This window comes from Pigmentiphaga sp. NML030171, assembly GCF_002188635.1.
Taxonomy (GTDB): Bacteria; Pseudomonadota; Gammaproteobacteria; order Burkholderiales; family Burkholderiaceae_B; genus Pigmentiphaga; species Pigmentiphaga daeguensis.
This window is the reverse complement of record NZ_NINX01000025.1, coordinates 122,904-139,910: the sequence shown is the minus strand read 5'-3', so window position 1 is coordinate 139,910 and position 17,007 is coordinate 122,904. Positions and strand designations below refer to the sequence as shown.

The 17,007-nt window shown below is 67.9% G+C and carries 18 protein-coding genes and 1 riboswitch; of the genes, 15 read left to right on the top strand and 3 right to left on the bottom strand.

The features are described 5' to 3' along the window. Nucleotides 1-24 precede the first annotated feature (24 nt). From gshB to CDO46_RS28635, 5 genes are all read left to right on the top strand, one after another. Nucleotides 25-1,002, top strand: coding sequence for a glutathione synthase (gene gshB / locus CDO46_RS08545; RefSeq protein ID WP_087838114.1), 978 nt, complete (start codon nucleotides 25-27; stop codon nucleotides 1,000-1,002). Further along, nucleotides 999-1,412: a PTS sugar transporter subunit IIA gene (locus CDO46_RS08540; protein WP_087838113.1), complete on the top strand. Its 414-nt coding sequence runs from the start codon at nucleotides 999-1,001 to the stop codon at nucleotides 1,410-1,412. Before gshB ends, CDO46_RS08540 begins: the two co-directional genes overlap by 4 nt. A gap of 2 nt (nucleotides 1,413-1,414) precedes the next feature. After that, entirely contained in the window at nucleotides 1,415-1,684 is a 270-nt protein-coding gene (locus CDO46_RS08535) for an HPr family phosphocarrier protein (protein WP_087838112.1), read from the top strand. Nucleotides 1,685-1,687: 3 nt separating this feature from the next. Further along, complete coding sequence (gene ptsP / locus CDO46_RS08530; RefSeq protein WP_254914574.1) at nucleotides 1,688-3,424, top strand: phosphoenolpyruvate--protein phosphotransferase; 1,737 nt, start codon at nucleotides 1,688-1,690, stop codon at nucleotides 3,422-3,424. 156 nt (nucleotides 3,425-3,580) lie between these two features. Next, on the top strand, nucleotides 3,581-4,297 hold the full coding sequence (locus CDO46_RS28635) for a response regulator transcription factor (protein ID WP_254914573.1): 717 nt from the start codon (nucleotides 3,581-3,583) through the stop codon (nucleotides 4,295-4,297). A 26-nt stretch (nucleotides 4,298-4,323) separates the two neighbouring features. Here the strand turns inward: CDO46_RS28635 and CDO46_RS08520 are convergent, their stop codons facing one another. Beyond that, a complete protein-coding gene (locus CDO46_RS08520; protein WP_087838111.1) occupies nucleotides 4,324-5,331 on the bottom strand; it encodes a tripartite tricarboxylate transporter substrate binding protein in 1,008 nt (335 codons plus the stop codon). A gap of 219 nt (nucleotides 5,332-5,550) precedes the next feature. Between CDO46_RS08520 and CDO46_RS08515 the strand changes: the two genes are divergently transcribed. From CDO46_RS08515 to CDO46_RS08495, 5 genes are read left to right on the top strand one after another with little or no spacing between them, the layout of a single operon-like run. After that, nucleotides 5,551-6,828, top strand: coding sequence for an aromatic ring-hydroxylating dioxygenase subunit alpha (locus tag CDO46_RS08515; RefSeq protein ID WP_087838110.1), 1,278 nt, complete (start codon nucleotides 5,551-5,553; stop codon nucleotides 6,826-6,828). Then, nucleotides 6,828-7,328 carry an aromatic-ring-hydroxylating dioxygenase subunit beta gene (locus CDO46_RS08510; RefSeq protein ID WP_087838109.1) on the top strand — a complete coding sequence of 167 codons (501 nt, stop codon included), beginning with the start codon at nucleotides 6,828-6,830 and terminating at the stop codon, nucleotides 7,326-7,328. The genes CDO46_RS08515 and CDO46_RS08510 overlap by 1 nt, the downstream gene beginning before the upstream one ends. Before the next feature lie 13 nt (nucleotides 7,329-7,341). Beyond that, nucleotides 7,342-8,067, top strand: coding sequence for a class II aldolase/adducin family protein (locus CDO46_RS08505; RefSeq protein ID WP_087838108.1), 726 nt, complete (start codon nucleotides 7,342-7,344; stop codon nucleotides 8,065-8,067). Nucleotides 8,068-8,094: 27 nt separating this feature from the next. Continuing rightward, nucleotides 8,095-9,039 (top strand): MqnA/MqnD/SBP family protein, encoded by a 945-nt coding sequence (locus CDO46_RS08500; protein ID WP_087838107.1) that lies wholly within the window; start codon nucleotides 8,095-8,097, stop codon nucleotides 9,037-9,039. Between the two features lie 17 nt (nucleotides 9,040-9,056). Further along, nucleotides 9,057-9,962 (top strand): VOC family protein, encoded by a 906-nt coding sequence (locus CDO46_RS08495; protein ID WP_087838106.1) that lies wholly within the window; start codon nucleotides 9,057-9,059, stop codon nucleotides 9,960-9,962. Between the two features lie 10 nt (nucleotides 9,963-9,972). Here CDO46_RS08495 and CDO46_RS08490 read toward each other — a convergent pair whose 3' ends face one another. Further along, a complete protein-coding gene (locus CDO46_RS08490) occupies nucleotides 9,973-10,809 on the bottom strand; it encodes an IclR family transcriptional regulator (RefSeq protein ID WP_087838105.1) in 837 nt (278 codons plus the stop codon). Between the two features lie 121 nt (nucleotides 10,810-10,930). On the opposite strand from CDO46_RS08490, the gene CDO46_RS08485 reads away from it, so the two are divergent. The 4 genes from CDO46_RS08485 to CDO46_RS08470 all read left to right on the top strand — a co-directional run bounded on the left by CDO46_RS08485 (nucleotide 10,931) and on the right by CDO46_RS08470 (nucleotide 15,215). Continuing rightward, nucleotides 10,931-11,974, top strand: coding sequence for a tripartite tricarboxylate transporter substrate binding protein (locus CDO46_RS08485; RefSeq protein ID WP_087838104.1), 1,044 nt, complete (start codon nucleotides 10,931-10,933; stop codon nucleotides 11,972-11,974). 83 nt (nucleotides 11,975-12,057) lie between these two features. Then, nucleotides 12,058-12,136: riboswitch (SAM riboswitch) on the top strand. A gap of 60 nt (nucleotides 12,137-12,196) precedes the next feature. Then, entirely contained in the window at nucleotides 12,197-13,366 is a 1,170-nt protein-coding gene (locus tag CDO46_RS08480) for a homoserine O-acetyltransferase (RefSeq protein ID WP_243724496.1), read from the top strand. After that, nucleotides 13,363-13,983: a methionine biosynthesis protein MetW gene (gene metW / locus CDO46_RS08475; RefSeq protein ID WP_087838103.1), complete on the top strand. Its 621-nt coding sequence runs from the start codon at nucleotides 13,363-13,365 to the stop codon at nucleotides 13,981-13,983. The genes CDO46_RS08480 and metW overlap by 4 nt, the downstream gene beginning before the upstream one ends. 59 nt (nucleotides 13,984-14,042) lie before the next feature. Further along, entirely contained in the window at nucleotides 14,043-15,215 is a 1,173-nt protein-coding gene (locus CDO46_RS08470; protein ID WP_254914572.1) for a metallophosphoesterase, read from the top strand. An 18-nt stretch (nucleotides 15,216-15,233) separates the two neighbouring features. Here the strand turns inward: CDO46_RS08470 and CDO46_RS08465 are convergent, their stop codons facing one another. Beyond that, on the bottom strand, nucleotides 15,234-16,142 hold the full coding sequence (locus CDO46_RS08465) for a DMT family transporter (protein ID WP_087838102.1): 909 nt from the start codon (nucleotides 16,140-16,142) through the stop codon (nucleotides 15,234-15,236). 97 nt (nucleotides 16,143-16,239) lie between these two features. Between CDO46_RS08465 and CDO46_RS08460 the strand changes: the two genes are divergently transcribed. After that, entirely contained in the window at nucleotides 16,240-17,007 is a 768-nt protein-coding gene (locus CDO46_RS08460) for a helix-turn-helix transcriptional regulator (RefSeq protein WP_087838101.1), read from the top strand.

Genomic DNA, 17,007 nt, shown 5'->3' with positions numbered 1-17,007 from the left:
GTCCGGCGGGCATTCAAGGCCATCATGCACGTACTTTTCATTGTTGACCCGCTTCCCGCGCTAAAGGCCTACAAGGACACCTCCGTGGCGATGATGCGGGCCCTCGTGGCCCGCGGCCACCGGCTGAGCGTGGCGATGCAGGGCGATCTCTACATCATCGACGGCGCGGTGCGCACCGCTTCCCGGCCCGTCGAGCTGGTTCCGGACGCCGACCTGCACGAGCATGCCTGGTGGAAGGAAGGCCCCGAGGGCGACCAGCCGCTGACCGCCTTCGACGCGGTGTTGATGCGCAAAGACCCGCCGTTCGACATGGAATACGTGTATTCCACCCACCTGCTGGAGCGGGCCGAGGCCCAGGGCGCGCGCGTGTTCAATTCCGGGGCCGCGATCCGCAACCACCCCGAGAAGCTGGCGATCGCCGAGTTCCCGCACCTGACGGTGCCGACGCTGGTGACGCGCGACATGGCGCGCCTGCGGGCCTTCCACAACGAATACCACGACGTCATCGTCAAGCCGCTGGACGGCATGGGCGGCACCGGGATCTTCCGGCTGGCGCCGCGGGAGGCGAACCTGAACGCCATCCTCGAGACGCTGACCGACAACGGCCAGCGCAGCATCATGGCGCAGCGCTACATTCCCGAGATCCTGCAGGGCGACAAGCGGGTGCTGCTGATCGGCGGCGAGCCCGTGCCGTATTGCCTGGCGCGCATTCCGCAGGCGGGCGAGACCCGCGGCAACCTGGCCGCCGGCGGCCGGGGCGTGGCGCAGCCGCTGTCCGGGCGCGACCTGGCCATCGCCCGCGAGCTGGGGCCGAAGCTCGCCGCGCGGGGGCTGCTGCTGGTGGGCCTGGACGTGATCGGCGACTACGTCACCGAGATCAACGTGACCAGCCCCACCACGTTCTGTGAAATCACCGAGCAGACCGGCTTCGACGTCGGCGCGATGTTCGCGCGGGCCCTCGAGGACGCCGTCGCCGCGAAACCGGAAGCGAGATCGGCATGACCGGCGTCGTCATCGTCGCGCACGAACCGCTGGCTTCGTCGCTCCTTTCCTGCGCATCGCACATCTTCGGCGAGTTGTCGGGCGTGCTGGCCTACGATGCCGGCAACGACGAGGATCCCGACCAGATGTTCCGCGCGGTGCTCGAGCGCATCGAATCCGCGGCGGCCGGCGAAGGCGTGCTGGTGCTGACCGACGTGGTGGGCGCCACGCCCGCCAACCAGACCGACCGGGCGGCGCGCGAGGCGTCGCGGCTGGGAACGCCCACCACCGTGCTGGCGGGCGTCAACATACCGATGTTGCTGCGCACCTTGCCCTACCGCCACCTTTCCCTTGATGATCTGGCGCAGCGCGCCCTGGCCGGCGGCACGCAAGGCGTCTTGCGCGTCGACGGCGAACCTGAAGACCATTGACCATGCCGAGCATCGACATCGCCGTTATCAACAAGCTGGGCCTGCATGCGCGGGCATCCGCCAAGCTCACGCAGCTCGCCAGCCGGTTCCGCAGCGAGATCCACATCGCGCGCGGCACGCGCCGCGTCAATGCCAAGAGCATCATGGGCGTCATGATGCTGGCGGCCGGCATCGGCACCAAGGTGACCGTCGATGCCGAGGGCGAGGACGCCCAGGAGGCCCTGGACCAGATCCGGGCGCTGTTCGAGCAGAAGTTCGGCGAGGCCGAGTAGCCTATGGAGACCTTGATGCTGGCCTTGCACGGACTGGGGGTGTCGCGCGGCTATGCCATCGGCCGCGCCGTGGTCATCGGCGCGGCCGCTCTAGAGGTATCCCACTATCGTATCGATGAAGAGGAAGTGGAGGCCGAGTGCGCGCGCCTGGCCGCCGCCATCCGCGCCGCTTCCGACGAGCTGGCCCAGCTGGCCGACCATCTCCCCCCCGACGTGCCCCGCGAACTGGGGGCCATCCTCCAGGTGCACAGCATGATCCTGGCCGACGCGATGATCTCGCTCGAGCCGCTGGAGATCATCCGTTCCCGCCACTACAACGCCGAATGGGCCTTGACCGCCCAGGGCCAGGCGCTGGCCGAGCAGTTCGCGCAGATGGACGACGAGTACATGCGCGAGCGGGGCGGCGACGTGCGCCAGGTGATCGAGCGCATCCTGCACGCGCTGGCCGAGGCGAACGGGCGGCCGCGCGGCTTGAAGGGCTCGGCCATCGACGACCATGGCGATCCGCTGATCGTCGTCGCGCACGACATCGCCCCCGCCGACATGCTCAAGCTGCGCGGCGCGCGCTTCGCGGCCTTCACCACCGACCTGGGCGGCGCGACCTCGCACACGGCCATCGTCGCCCGCAGCATGGGCGTGCCCGCCGTGGTGGCGCTGGGCGTGGCGCGCACGCTGCTGCGCGACGGCGACATGGTCATCGTCGATGGCGAGGCCGGCGTGCTGCTGGTCAACCCGCCGCCGCGCGTCGTGGCCGAGTACCGTGCCCGCCAGGCCGACTATGCGCGCGAGCGGGCCACGCTGGCGACGCTGCGCGACGTGCCGGCCATCACGCTGGACGGCGTGGTCGTGTCCATGCTGGCCAACATCGAACTGCCCGAAGAGGCGCAGGCGGCGTTGGACGCGGGGGCCGAGGGCATCGGCCTGTTCCGCAGCGAATTCCTGTTCATGGGGCGCGACGGCCTGCCCGGCGAGGACGAGCAGTACGAGGCCTATGCCTCGGTGGTGCGCACGATGGCGGGACGCCCCGTCACCATCCGCACCCTGGACATCGGCGCCGACAAGACGCTGGACGGCGAGGCCACCGTGGCCACCAACCCGGCGCTGGGCCTGCGCGCGATCCGCTACTGCCTGGCCCATCCCGAACTGTTCGCCACGCAGCTGCGCGCCATTCTTCGCGCCTCGGCCCATGGCCCGGTGCGGATACTGATCCCCATGGTGGCCCACCTGCGCGAGGCGCGCGCTTCCTATGCCGCCATCGCGGCGGCCAGGCAGGAGCTCGACGTCCGCGGTCAGGCCTATGGCCAGAACATCCAGGTGGGCGCGATGGTCGAGATCCCGGCGGTGGCGATCGCCATCGAGCCTTTCGTCGAGGCCTTCGACTTCCTGTCCATCGGCACCAATGACCTGATCCAGTACACGCTGGCCATCGACCGGGCGGATCCCGACGTGGCCGGGCTGTACGACTCGCTGCATCCCGCGGTGCTGCGCCTGGTGGCCAACACCATCAACGCGGGGTCGCGCACCGGCAAGTCGGTATCGGTGTGCGGCGAAATGGCGGGCGATACCGAGTTGACGCGGCTGTTGCTGGGCCTGGGCCTGACGCAGTTCTCGATGCATCCGCAGCAGTTGCTGGACGTCAAGCGCGAGATCCTGCATGCCCATTCGAATGCGCTGCGGACCAAGGTCGCCGCGGTCCTGAATCGCGCGTCGGAAATGGACCTGTCTTTGCTGAACCAATAAGGGCGCGCCTCTCCGGACACTTTCGCATTCAGAAAGTTATTCACAAACCAGTGAGTTCGTCATAGAATGTTACAAAAATGACATTCTGGTGAAATGACGAAGCCCGTCCCTTCATCTTTGGCATTGCGCAGCACGCAGCACGCAGCATCGAAGAGCATGAGACCCAGTACCCGCGCGTTGCGGGCACTGCGCCCGTTGATTGAAGCCTCCTGTCCCGCCGCCATCGGCAAGGTCGTCCGCGAGTTCTCCTGGGAACTTGGCGCCGCCCATTACGCGCTGTGCATCGTCCAGTGCACCAGCGACGGTAATGTGTTGCGGCTGCGGTATGAGGATGCGCCGGGTTGGTGGGAAGGTTTCCGGCCGGAGCTTCCGCCGCTGGTCGCGCCGTCCGGCTGGCGGTCCGGTCAGGTTCGCATGGCCTGGCACGCGCTGGACGACGGCGAACCTTCATCCGCCCACGACGCGTTGCGGCGCCTGGATGCGCACGGCGCGCTGTTCCTGGTGGCCGAGGGCCTGCATCCCGGCGATACGGTAGCCTGCCTGGCGCTGCTGTTCGATTCCCCCGAGGCGGCGAGCCGGCTCGAGACTCATGCGCAATTGGCCGACCTGTGCCATCACGCCGCTTCGTTGCTGGTGGATGCGTATCTGCGCCTGCCGGACCAGGATCAGCCCGCGCTTCCCATCCGGCTTTCCGCGCGCGAGCAGGAGTGCCTGCATTGGGCCTCGATGGGCAAGACCGGTGGCGAGACCGCCCAGATCCTGGGCGTGAGCGAACGGACCGTGAACTTCCACCTGGGCAATGCCTTTGCCAAGCTCCAGGTCAACAACAAGCAGGCGGCCGTGGCCCAGGCCATCCTGCAGGGCCTGTTGTAAGGCCGGAGCGTTCCCGCCGGGCGCCTTCAATCCGCGGCGATCTTTGCCGCGGCCACGACCTTGGCCCAGCGCGCGAGTTCGCTCTGGATCAGCGCTCCCAGTTCCTGCGGGGTGCCGCCCGTTGCCACCAGGCCCTGGTTCTTGAGGCTGGCAATGACGTCCGGATCGCGCAGCAGCGCGTTCAGGTCCTTGTTCCACTTGCCGATGATCGCATCTGGCGTATTGGCGGGCGCCAGTAGTCCATACCAGGTGTCCACCACCAATTCCGGGTGTCCCTGTTCCACCACCGTGGAGGTACCGGGCAGTTCCGGCACCCGGTTCTTGCTCATCACGGCCAGCGCCTTCAATTGCCCGCTCTGCAGGAAAGGCGTGGCCGCGCCCAGGCTCGTCACCATGGCCTGGGCGTGCCCGCCCATGATGTCCGTGAGGGCGCCTGCCGTGCCCTTGTAGGGGATGTGGACCATGTCCAGCTGGGCGCTCTGCTTGAGGAGTTCCATGGCCAGGTGCTGCGCGGTGCCGGTGCCGGGGGAGGCGTAGTTGAGTTTGCCGGGCTGGGCGCGCGCGAGCTGGATCAGGTCTTGCACCGACTGCGCCGGCAGCTTGCCCGGGGCGACCAGGGCCATGGCGCTGGTCGCGGCCAGGCCGATCGGGCGGAAAGACTTGATGGGGTCGAACGGCGTGTGTCTGTTGATGACCGGCGTGGTGCCGAAGGCGGTAGCCGTCATGAGCAGGGTGTAGCCATCGGGTGCGGCGCGCGCCACCAGCTCCGCTCCGATATTGCCGCCCGCGCCCGGGCGGTTTTCGGTGACTACCGCGACCTTCCAGCGTTCGGCCAGCCTGGGGCCGATGACGCGGGCGATGATGTCGGCGCTGGTGCCGGGCGTGAAGGGTACGACCAGGGTGACGGTGCGCTCGGGATAGGCGCCATCCGTTTCGCCGGCCGAGGCCGGTCCGGAACCGGCCACGGCCGTGCATGCGGCGGCCAGCCAGGCGAGAGCTTGCCGTTTCGGCAGCAGGGGGGCGATTGCAGGCATCACTGTCTCCTCGTGGATTAAAAGTCCCTTAATGTGGGATATTTGTTATTCAGATAAGTCCAAATGGTGGGATTCTAATCCTAATGATTTCTCATAAATAACGCTTGGTAAACGAATTTTTCCTAGGGAAATCCGCAAGATGCTGGATTTTTATTCCCAACATATGGGATGATAGATTTAACGATGAGTTAACTATCGTCCCTAATCGTTGGAATAAAGATGAACTACATCATTGACGATCCCGTGAACCAGCGCTTCTTGCTGCATCGGGCCGTGCATGTGTCGCCGGCCGTGCTGGCCGAGGAAATGGACAAGGTCTTCGCCAAGTGCTGGATCTATGTCGGCCATGGGTCCGAACTCGCCAAGCCGGGCGACTTCGTGACGCGCAAGGTCGCGGGCAGGCCGGTCATCTTTGCCCGCGACGCGGAAGGCGCCATCGGCTGCTTCTTCAATACCTGCCGGCATCGCGGGGCGGTGGTGGCCACCAAGCGCGAGGGCAACGCCCGGCGGTTTTTCTGCGTCTACCACGGCTGGAGCTACGGCCTGGATGGCAGCCTGGCGCGCATTCCCGGCGAGGACGCCTACACAGGCTCGTTCGACCGCAACGAATATGGCCTGAAACGGCCGCCGCGCTTCGAGCAATATCGCGATTTCTGGTTCATGTGCCTGGATCCCGACGCGCCTGCCCTGCAGGCCTACCTGGGCCGGGCCACCGAGTACATCGACCTGGTGGTGGACCAGTCGCCGTCGGGCACCATGCAGGTGATCTCCGGCACGCAGGAATACGCGGTGGCGGCCAACTGGAAGCTGATGGTCGAGAACAGCGTGGACGACTACCACCTGCCGACCACGCACTCGACCTGGCTGAATTTCATGGCGAATTCGGGCGTGACCATCGAGCGGCCCCCGCGCGAAGCCGGCCAGGTCCTGCCGACCAAGGGCTATGCCATCAGCCTGGGCAATGGCCACTTCACCACCGACAACGTCAATTTCCGCGGCCGTCCGGTGGCGCACTGGATACCGCTGTACGGCGAGGCGGCACGCGACGAGATCGACGCCATCCGCCAGGAACTGGTGGAGCGGCTGGGCCCGGAGCGCGCCGAGCGCGTGGCCAACACCAATCGCAACCTGGTCATCTTCCCCAACCTGGTCATCAACGACGGTTCGTCGGTCACCATCCGCACCTTCTTCCCCGACGGCCCGGAGCGCATGGAGGTGACGGCCTGGGCGCTGGGGCCGGTCGAAGAGGACGAGTCGGCCCGGGCCCGCCGCCTGGACGCTTTCCTGACGTTCTACGGTCCGGGCGGATTCGCCACGCCCGATGACGTGGAGGCGTTGGAGCTGGTGCAGCAGGGCATGGCCAACTGGCGCAGCGATGAATGGTCGGAGATGTCGCGAGGCATGGGCAAGCCCGAGTCGGAGCAGCTCAACAGCGATGAACACCACCTGCGCACTTTCTGGCGCCATTGGAACCGCATGATGCAGGAGAACGCGTGATGCAACAGAGCGCAGCCGGCCGCCTGACCCGGGCCGAGGCCGAGGATTTCCTGTACTTCGAGGCGGCGTTGCTTGACGAGTGGCGGCTCAAGGAATGGCTGGAACTGTTGACCCCGGATGCCACCTATCTCATTCCGCCCAACGACAAGCCGGACGGCGATCCGCGCAATACGCTGTTCATCATCGCGGACGATGCCGAGCGCATCCGCCAGCGCGTCATACGCGTGCTGGATCCGAACTGCCATGCCGAGGCGCCCAGGTCGCGCCTGCGCCGCAGCATCAGCAACGTGCGCGTGCTGGGGCAGGAGGGCGACCTGGCCACCGTGGCCGCCAACTTCATCTGCCACCGCTACCGCCGGCACGAACGCATACGCGAGTACGTCGGCGGACTGACCTATCAGCTGCGCATCACCGCCGACGGCCTGAAGATCAGGCAGCGGCGCATCGTGATCGATGCCCACGAGCTCGGCTCGCTGGGATCCGTCAGTTTCATTCTCTAGCAAGGAAGTCCGAATGGCGATGCCGCAAGCACTGCTGGAAGAGCTGGTCACGGCCAACCACATACTCGCGTCGGAAGGCGTGGTCGATGCGTTCGGGCACATCAGCGTGCGCCACCCCGACGATCCGGACCGCTACTTCTTGTCGCGCGCGCGTCCGCCCGAGCGGGTCGAGCTGGCCGACATCATGGAGTTCACCCTCCAGGGCGAGCCCGTCGATGCGCGCGGCCGCAAGCCCTACCTCGAGCGCTTCATACACGGCGCGATCTACGAAGCTCGTCCCGACGTGCAGTCGGTGGTGCACAACCACAGCCGCAGCGTGGTGCCCTTCGCCGTGACCGGCGCGCCCCTGCGTCCCGTGGTGCATAGCTGCGCGACCATCGGTTTCGACATTCCGACCTGGGATGCCCAGGACAGGTTCGGCGACACCACGCTGCTGGTCAGCGACATGGAGATGGGCCGGGACCTGGCCACCGTGCTGGCGCGGAACCGTAGCGCGCTGATGCGCGGGCATGGCTGCACGGTGGTGGGCGGCTCGATCAAGGAAGCGGTCTATACCGCCGTCTACCTGGAGGTGAACGCCAATCTGCAGTTGCAGGCAAGCCACCTGGGGCCGATCACCTTCCTGACCGAAGGCGAGGTCGACAAGATATGCGCGCGGCTGCGCGACGGGCTGCCGGGCGAGGGATTCGCCCGCGCCTGGGAATACTGGCGCGGGCGGGCCGAAGCGGCGCGCGCGTAAAGCGATCAACAGGAGGAAGACATACCCATGACGAACATGGCACAACCGGCAGCGGTCCATATCGGCGCCACGCCGTCCTTTCATACCCAGCCGCTGCTGTCCGGGCTGATCGACGTGCCGGGCCTGGCTTACCGTGTCAGCGCGACGCGCACCATAGACGAATGCACGATGAAGGCGCTGCGCGGCGAACTGGACGTGGCGGAGATGTCGTTGGCGACCTTCGTCAAGGCCCGCGAGCGGGACGACTCGCTGGTGGGGCTGCCCGTCTTCGCGCGCAAGCTGGTGTCGCAGTACGCCTTCTGCCGCGAGGGCTCGGAGCTGTCCGGCCACAAGTCGCTGGCCGGCAGGCGCGTCGCGGTGCCGCAGTACTGGCTGACCGCCGCCCTGTGGCACCGCTGGTACCTGGGCATGCACGGCGTGGATACGGCCGGGGTGGTGTGGTGTCCGCTGGCCGATGACCGCCTGGCAGGCATGTCCTATCCCGAGGGCGTGCAAATCGACTGGTCGCTCAAGGGCCGCGGGCCGGCCGACGTGCTGCGTTCGGGCGACGCCGATTGCTTCATCTTCGCGCGCCGGCCGCTGGACATGACGGGATTGCGCTACTTGTCGCCCGATCCGGCGGGGGAAGCCCTGGCGCTGGCGCGGCAGACCGGGGTGGTGCCGGTGACGCACGTGATCGCGGTGCGCGCCGCGCTGCTGCGCGAGCGGCCCGGGCTGGCCGGGGCGCTGGTCGAGTTGTACACGCGGGCGCTGCATCACGCCGCGCAGGAAGTGGCGCACGAGGCGGCGCAGTTCCTGCCGCTGGGCGACCTGGAGCAGGACCGTACCCGCGCCGCGCTGGGCAAGCACTGGAACGAGTACGGCTGGAAGAACAGCGAGCCGGCGCTGCGCGTCTTCTGCGAAGCCGCCGTGGCGCAAGGCATGGTGCGCGAGGTGGACGTGGACCGTGCGTTCCTGCGCCTGGAACCGTGAACGTGACGAGGTGAATCGTGCTGAGATTCAAGAAACTGAGCCATCTGGCGTTGAACGTGTCGGACCTGGACCGTTCGGCGGCCTTTTACCGTGACATGGTCGGCCTGGACCTGGTCGAGCGTACCGCCGATACCGCATTCCTGTCCTGCGATGCCGACCACTACAACCTGTCGCTGCATGCGGCGGCGCAGCCCAGCCTCAAGCGCATCGCCTTCGAGCTGGAGTCGGCGGCGCAAGTGCCGGTGGCGCGCGAGGTGCTGGAACGGGCCGGCGTGCGGCATCGGCGCCTGGGCGCCGGCGAGTGCGCCGACCTGCGCGTGGAAGAAGGCATCCGGCTGGTGGATCCCAATGGCATCACCCTGGACCTGCTGGCAGGCATGCGCCAGCGGACCGAGGCCTTCACGCCGCACCCCATGAAGCTGCTGCGCCTGAGCCACGCGGTGATTCGCGTGCCCGATTTTGCGCAGAGCCTGCGTTTCTATACCGAAGTGATGAACTTCCGGGTATCGGATTTCCGTCATGAAGACGACGGCGACCCGTACTTCGCGTTCATGCGTTGCTTCCCGAATCCTTTCCACCACTCGTTCGCCATCCAGCAGGGCAAGGCGCCGGCGTTCTTCCATTCGGCGTATTCGGTGGAGAGTCTCGACGACCTGATGGCGGGGCGCAACCGCTTGCTGGATGAAGGCGCCATCGTGGCGCCTTCGCCTGGCCGGCACAAGGCCTCGGGCAGCGTCTTCCAGTATTTCGCGGATCCGGACGGCTTCACCGTCGAGTTCACGCTGGGAATGGAGGAGTTTCCGGAAACGGGGCCGCGGCAGCCGCGCCAGCTGGACAAGAGCTATCGCACCACGGACATCTGGAACGGGCCCAAGCCCACCAACCTGCCCAACCTGGGGGCGATCGAACCCGCGGCCTGGTGAGCCGGCGGTGTCAGTCGTCCTCGCGCATCGGGTCGGGCGGCGTCCGCGCGTGTGCGGTGCGCAGGGCCTGGTCGCGGGCGCGCGGCGTATCGCTGGCGATGGTCTTGCTGACGATGCCGGCGCAGAACGCGATGCGGTCGGCCGCGGCGGCGGTTTCCCGTTCGTCCAGGCGGGCCTTGCCTATGGTGACGCTCAGGCTGCCCACGACGCTGCCGCGGCTATCCAGGATGGGCGCGGCAACGCCGGTGACGCCATGGGTGACCTGTCCGCTGGTGGAGTCCCAGCCGCGTTGGCGGATGGCGGCCAGGGTGGCCTTGACGGCTTCGAGCGAGTCGCCCAGGCCGGCCTGGGCGAACGCGGCCGGATCGGCTTCATAAAGCCGGCCGACGGTTCGCGCCGGGGTGTAGGCAAGGATGATGCGGGAGGCCGATCCGCGCAGCAGGGGCCGGGCGTAGCCGCGTTCGTAGCTGCTGTTGAAGGCGTCGGTATTCGACTCCTGGTGCACGCACAGGACCTTGTCCCGGTACCTGCGGCATAGCAGGGCGATGCCCGGCACGGCCTTGACCAGCTCGATCATGATCGGGCGGCTGGCGATGATCAGCGGGTCGCGCATCCGCATCTTGTAGTCGAGTTCGGAAATCCTTGGCCCCAGCGTGTAGCCCACGTCCGGCAAGGAGGTCAGCAGGCCGGCTTCCGTCAGCACTTTGAGGTAGCGGTACAGCGTCGAGCGCGCGAGCCCCAGTTTGTCGGAGAGATCGTCGTAGCTCTGTCCGGCGTCGCTGTCCTCGATCAGGTCGAGGATGGACAGCATTTTTTCCAGGCTGGTGGCGGGCGGGTCGGCGGGCATGGCGGATCGGGGCAATCGTTACGGGAGGGCGGCGCGCAGGAAAGCGCTTCGCCGCAGCGGTAGATGATAAATGCAAACCCACGCATCGAACCGGGCGCAGGCCCGGACATAAGGAGGAGACATGAAAGACACGAACATCGAATCCCCATGCGACGCGGCCGGCGACCTGCCGGTTCGCCCCGGCAGGCGCGCGGCGCTCGGCCGGGTGCTGGCCGTGGCCGGTGCCGCGTGGCTGGGCCGCGCGGGCGCGGGCCAGCCAGGCCAGCTTGACGACAGGCTGGTGCGTATCCTGGTGCCGCAGACGCCGGGTACCACGCCCGACTCGGTGGCGCGCATCCTGGCTCCGCGCATGAGCCGCGAGCTTGGTGTCGCCTTCGTGGTCGAGAACCGGGTGGGCGCCTCGGGCATGATAGGCATGGAGGCGGTGGCCAAGGCGCCGCCGGATGGCCATACCTTGATGAGCAATGTGTCGACCACCCTGACACTGCCTTATTTCTACGACAAGCTGCCGTTCGATGTCCTGGCGGATTTCACGCCCGTCGGGCTGGTGGGTTCCGGCAATTTCGCGCTGGTGGTGAACCAGGCGCTGCCGGTCGCCGACGTGGCGCAACTGGTGGCCTACGCCAAGGCTCGTCCGGGCGCGCTGCGCTACGCGTCGCCCGGACTGGGTACCCACCATCACCTGTGCATGGAACTGCTGATGGCGAAGACGGGCATCCAGCTCCAGCACATTCCCTACAAGGGTTCGGCGGGCGCGACCACCGACGTGCTGTCGGGGCAGGTGGAGGTGATGTTCCTGCCGGTACAGGTGGCGATGAACCATGCCGCGAGCGGGCGCATCAAGGTGTTGGGCGGCACGCGCCGGCAGCGGCAGCAGCCCTATATGGACCTGCCCACGCTGGACGAGCAGGGCGTGGCCGGCTACGACGTCGATCCCTGGTACGCGCTGTGGGGGCCCAAGGGCATGGCGGCGCCGATCGTGCAGCGCTACAACGCCTTGCTGCAATCCCTGCTTGCCCGCGACGACGTCAAAGGGGAACTGGCGGCCGTGGGCCTGACGGCTCGTCCCGGGCCGCCCGCCGACCTGGCGCGCACCGCGCAGGCCGAGCAGCGGCTGTGGGCCGGGCTATTGAAGACCGCGCAAGGGTCGACCAGGGCGGGGTGACGCCCTGGCGCGCGGCGCCGGGCAAGCGACGGGTGTTCCCGCGGGAGGGCGCCCGTCCATGGCCCGGTGCTACAATTCCCGTACTTTTCATTGGCGCCGATTTGCCTGGTCCGCTTGCGGGCGCCTGATAAATCCAGCTAAAGAGCTCCGTCCATCGTGTCTTCCGATTCGCATCTCGAAGAGGCGTTGACCGCCTTTCTCGACACTCCCGCATCTCCTCCCATCGGTCCCGATTCCGTCGGCGTCGTCCAGGCGCAGGCCATGACGTTCGACGAGCCGCTGCAACTGGCCAGCGGCACGGCCTTCGGCCCGTATTCGCTGATGATCGAGACCTACGGCCGCCTGAACGCCGACCGCTCCAACGCGGTGCTGGTCTGTCATGCGCTGAACGCCTCGCACCACGTGGCCGGCGTCTCGGCGGACGATCCGTCCGACGTCGGCTGGTGGGACAACATGGTGGGGCCGGGCAAGCCGCTGGACACCGATCGCTTCTTCGTGATCGGGATCAACAACCTGGGGTCCTGCTTCGGATCCACCGGGCCCGCCAGCATCGATCCCCGCACCGGCCGCCCGTACGGCGCCTCGTTCCCCGTGGTCACGGTCGAAGACTGGGTCCATGCGCAGGCGCGCGTGGCCGACAGGCTGGGCATCGCCCGCTTCGCCGCGGTCATGGGCGGGTCGCTGGGCGGCATGCAGGCGCTCAGCTGGGCCATCACCTATCCCGAGCGCGTGGCGCATTGCGTGGTCATCGCTAGCACGCCGCGGCTGTCGGCGCAGAACATCGCGTTCAACGAAGTGGCGCGGCGCGCCATCATCACCGACCCCGAGTTCCACGGCGGCGACTTCTATGCCCATGGCACGGTGCCGCGCAACGGCCTGTCGGTGGCGCGCATGATCGGCCACATCACCTATCTGTCGGGCGACGACATGGCCGAGAAATTCGGGCGGGCGCAGCGTTCGCCCGGGGCCGACGGCGCGTTCCGCTATGGCTACGACGTGGAATTCGAGGTGGAGTCCTACCTGCGCTACCAGGGCGAGAAGTTCTCGAAGTACTTCGATGCCAATACCTATCTGCTGATCACGCGGGCGCTGGATTATTTCGATCCGGCCAAGCAGGCCGGCGGCGACCTGGCGCGGTCGCTCGCGCCGGCGCAGGCGGAGTTCCTGCTGACGTCGTTCACGACGGACTGGCGTTTCCCCCCCTCGTGTTCGCGCGAGATCGTGCAGGCGCTGCTGCGCAACGGCCGTCCGGTCACCTACGCCGAGATCGAGGCGCCGCACGGCCACGATGCCTTCCTGCTGGACGATGTCCGCTACCACGCGGTGGTGCGGGGATATTTCGACCGCGTGGCCCGCCAGTTGGGCCTGGGTGCGGCGGGAGGCGCGCGATGAACCGCAACGCCGCCCCCCTGCGTCCCGACCTGGCCCGCATCGCCGGCTGGATCGCCGATGGCTCGCGCGTGCTGGACCTGGGCTGCGGCGACGGCACGCTGCTGGCCCACCTGCGCGATGCGCAACAGGCCAGCATCGTCGGCGTCGAGATCAGCGACCAGCACGTGATCGAATGCGCGCGCAAGGGCGTCAACGTCATCCAGCAGAACCTGGAGGACGGACTGGCGCTGTTCGAGGACGGCCGCTTCGATACGGTGGTGCTGTCGCAGACGCTGCAAGCCGTGCACAACACCGAGCGCATCCTGCTCGAGATGGCGCGCGTGGGAAGCGAGGGCATCGTCTCCTTCCCCAATTTCGGCCACTGGACCCACGGCCTGTCCATCCTGCGCGGACACATGCCCGTGACCGGGCAGATGCCCTACCAGTGGTACAACACGCCCAACATCCACCTGTGCACGCTGAAGGACTTCGAGGCGCTGGCCGCCAAGCTCGGACTGCGCATCCTGGCCCGCGCGACCTTCGCCGACGCCCGCGAAATCTCGTGGCTGCCGGGCTGGCGCAGCACGCTGGCCGTGTACCGTTTCGCCTCGCCGGCGCGGCGCGGAACGGCGGCGTGACACGCGGGCGTGCCGCCTCGTCCTAGCAAGGATGTCGCGCAGCGACAGGAGAGCCACCAGTGAGCCAGCGGCGCGCCCTGCACAGGTTCTACTTCTTCGGCCTGATCGGCCTGGTGCATGCCTATGTCGGGCTGCGCCTCGTGCCCGACCTGGGCGTGGTGCCGGGCCTGGCTCCGGCGCTGGCGGCCGTGCTGGCGGCGTCCGCCATCCTGATCCCAACCAGCATGCTCGCGCGGCGGCGCTCGGCCGGGCCCCTGCTGCTGGGCGCGATCTGGCTGGGGCTGCTGTGCATGGGCCTGTTCTCGTCGTTGTTCGTGCTGACGCTGCTGCGAGATCTCGTGCTGGCTGGCGCGTCCGCCATGGCGTGGTTCGGGACCGGTGACGGACACGCCGCGCTGGCGGTACCGTCGGCCCTGTTCGTGGTGGCGGCTTCGCTGCTGATGTCGGTGGCCGGCTTCGTCGGCGCCCGCCGCGTGGCGCGCGTGGTCCGGATCGACATCCCGCTGCGGGCGCTGCCCGCCGAGCTGGAAGGATTCACCATTGCGCAGATCAGCGACATCCACGTCGGCCCCACCATCCGCGCGCCCTACGTGCGGCGCATCGTCGACGCGGTCAACCGGCTGCGGCCGGACATGGTGGCAATCACCGGCGACCTGGTCGACGGCAGCGTGGCCGATCTCGCGCCCCACGCGCGGCCCCTGGCGGAACTGGCCTCGCGCCACGGAACCTTCTTTGTGACCGGCAACCACGAGTACTACTCGGGCGCGCACGCGTGGATCGACGCCCTGCGCGGGATGGGCATGCGGGTGCTGCTGAACGAACACGTGGTGCTGCGGCACGCGGGCCAGGAACTGGTGGTGGCCGGCATTACCGACTACAGCGCCCACCAGTTCGACCCGGCGCATCGCAGCGATCCGCAACGCGCGATGGACGGCGCGCCGGCCGGTGCCGGCGCCCGCGTGGTGCTGGCTCACCAGCCGCGCAGCGCGGCCCTGGCCGCCCAGGCGGGCTTCGATCTCCAGTTGTCGGGCCATACGCACGGCGGGCAGTTCCTGCCCTGGAATTTCTTCGTGCCGCTGCAACAGCCGTTCGTGACGGGACTGCATCGCCAGGACGGCATGTGGGTGTACGTGAACCGCGGCACGGGCTACTGGGGGCCTCCCATGCGCTTCGGCGTGCCGTCGGAAATCACGTTGCTGCGGCTGGTGCGGGCGCCGGACGGCGAGACCTGACCCGACAGCGCGGGGGCGTTACCGCGCCAGCGATGCCCGCGCCGCGAACAGCGGGCGCTGCACGGTCTGCGCGATCAGCACGCCGGCCAGGCTGATGCCGCCGCCGATCACGTGGTAGGCGCGCATGGGTTCGTCCAGCAGGGCGATGGCCAGGCCCGCGGTCAGCACCGGGAGCAGGTTGATGAAGATCGCGCAGCGATTGGGGCCCAGCAGCTTGACGCCCTGTATCCAGAAGAAGGTCAGGATGATGGACGAGAAGATGCCGGCGTAGGCGATCAGCGGCACGGTCCTGGCGTCCAGCGTGGCGGTGCCGGCGGGCAGGGCCAGGAACAGCGGGAACATGAACACCAGCGCGAAGGCCGCCTGCATGTAGGTCGATTGCCAGGCGGGAATGGCCATGCGCCAGCGCTTGAGCAGCACGCCGTACAGGGAATAGGCCAGCGCGGCGAACAGCATCAGCACGTCGCCCAGGTGGGCGCCCTGAGCCAGTACCGCGCCGATGTCGCCGTGGCCGACCAGGTACAGGATGCCACCGAACGACAGCAGGCCGCCGGTCGCCATGCCCACGGTGACGGGCTCGCCCAGCAGGGCGGCGCTCAGGATCGCCGTCAGCAGCGGGATCAGCGCGGTGACGATGGCCATGTTGGTGGCCGTGGTGCTTTCGGCGGCGCGGTAGGACAGGGCCTGGAACAGGGCCATGGACAACAGGCCGCCTATGGCCAGTTGCCACCAGTGGCGCCGGATCGCGTCGCGGTTGCGCCAGATGGGGCGCGCGAGGAAGGGACTCAGCAGCGCGATGGCCAGCACCAGCCGGTAGAACGTGATGGCGGTGGGCGAGATGGCCGAGGCCGCCATCTTGGACACGATCACGTTGCCGGCCCAGAAGACGATGGCCAGGAAGGGGAAGAGATACGCGGCGGGGGACATCGAAAGGGCTCCGGAAAGAATGGACTCCTATGCTCCGCGCTTGCTGGTCGGCTGTCTCACGCTAATATGAAGAAAGTTATCTTAAAAGTGACAGATCATGGATGTCGATGCGCATTTGCGGGATACGGCCCGGGCCGGGGTGCCCGTCACCGCCATCGCCGCGGATTATCCGCACGGCCACGTGATCGCTCCGCACAGCCATGCCTACAGCCAACTGCTCTACGCCATCGAAGGCGTGATGCGTATCGACGCCCAGGGCGGCCGCTGGGTCGTGCCGCCCACGCGCGGCGTGTGGCTGGAAGCCGGGATCGCGCACCAGGTGCGCATGAGCGGCGACGTGAAGATGCGGACCGTGTTCGTCGCGGCCGACGCCGGCGCGCAGTTGCCGCAGGGCAGTTGCGTGCTGGCCATTCCGCCGCTGCTGCGTGAGCTGATCCTGGCCGCCATCGACCTGCCGCCGGGCGGGGGGCCGGCGTCGCGCGCCGGTTGCCTGAGGCAGTTGTTGTTGCACGAGCTGCGGGCGCTGCCGGTGCTGCCGCTGCATCTGCCGCTGCCGTCGGACCCGCGCCTGCGTGCGGTGTGCGAGCGGCTGATCGCGGCGCCGGACGACGGCCGCACGGTCGACGCCTGGGCCGGCGGCGCGGGCATGTCGGCCCGCACGCTGCACCGGCTGTTCCAGCAGCAGACGGGCATGCGCTTCGGCTACTGGCGCCAGCAGGTGCGCCTGCTGGCCGCGCTGGAGCGCCTGGCCCGGGGTGATAAAGTGGTCGACGTCGCGCTCGACCACGGCTACCAGAGCCAGAGCGCCTTCGCAGCGATGTTCCGCCGGCATTTCGGGATGCCGCCCACGCTGTTCTATCGATGA

Bases quoted from the DNA above. Each gene is read 5' to 3' on its own strand.
- gshB (WP_087838114.1), top strand. From the start codon at position 25: ATGCACGTACTTTTCATTGTTGACCCGCTTCCCGCGCTAAAGGCCTAC.
- CDO46_RS08540 (WP_087838113.1), top strand. From the start codon at position 999: ATGACCGGCGTCGTCATCGTCGCGCACGAACCGCTGGCTTCGTCGCTC.
- CDO46_RS08535 (WP_087838112.1), top strand. From the start codon at position 1,415: ATGCCGAGCATCGACATCGCCGTTATCAACAAGCTGGGCCTGCATGCG.
- ptsP (WP_254914574.1), top strand. From the start codon at position 1,688: ATGGAGACCTTGATGCTGGCCTTGCACGGACTGGGGGTGTCGCGCGGC.
- CDO46_RS28635 (WP_254914573.1), top strand. From the start codon at position 3,581: ATGAGACCCAGTACCCGCGCGTTGCGGGCACTGCGCCCGTTGATTGAA.
- CDO46_RS08520 (WP_087838111.1), bottom strand. From the start codon at position 5,331: ATGCCTGCAATCGCCCCCCTGCTGCCGAAACGGCAAGCTCTCGCCTGG.
- CDO46_RS08515 (WP_087838110.1), top strand. From the start codon at position 5,551: ATGAACTACATCATTGACGATCCCGTGAACCAGCGCTTCTTGCTGCAT.
- CDO46_RS08510 (WP_087838109.1), top strand. From the start codon at position 6,828: ATGCAACAGAGCGCAGCCGGCCGCCTGACCCGGGCCGAGGCCGAGGAT.
- CDO46_RS08505 (WP_087838108.1), top strand. From the start codon at position 7,342: ATGGCGATGCCGCAAGCACTGCTGGAAGAGCTGGTCACGGCCAACCAC.
- CDO46_RS08500 (WP_087838107.1), top strand. From the start codon at position 8,095: ATGACGAACATGGCACAACCGGCAGCGGTCCATATCGGCGCCACGCCG.
- CDO46_RS08490 (WP_087838105.1), bottom strand. From the start codon at position 10,809: ATGCCCGCCGACCCGCCCGCCACCAGCCTGGAAAAAATGCTGTCCATC.
- CDO46_RS08485 (WP_087838104.1), top strand. From the start codon at position 10,931: ATGAAAGACACGAACATCGAATCCCCATGCGACGCGGCCGGCGACCTG.
- metW (WP_087838103.1), top strand. From the start codon at position 13,363: ATGAACCGCAACGCCGCCCCCCTGCGTCCCGACCTGGCCCGCATCGCC.
- CDO46_RS08465 (WP_087838102.1), bottom strand. From the start codon at position 16,142: ATGTCCCCCGCCGCGTATCTCTTCCCCTTCCTGGCCATCGTCTTCTGG.
- CDO46_RS08460 (WP_087838101.1), top strand. From the start codon at position 16,240: ATGGATGTCGATGCGCATTTGCGGGATACGGCCCGGGCCGGGGTGCCC.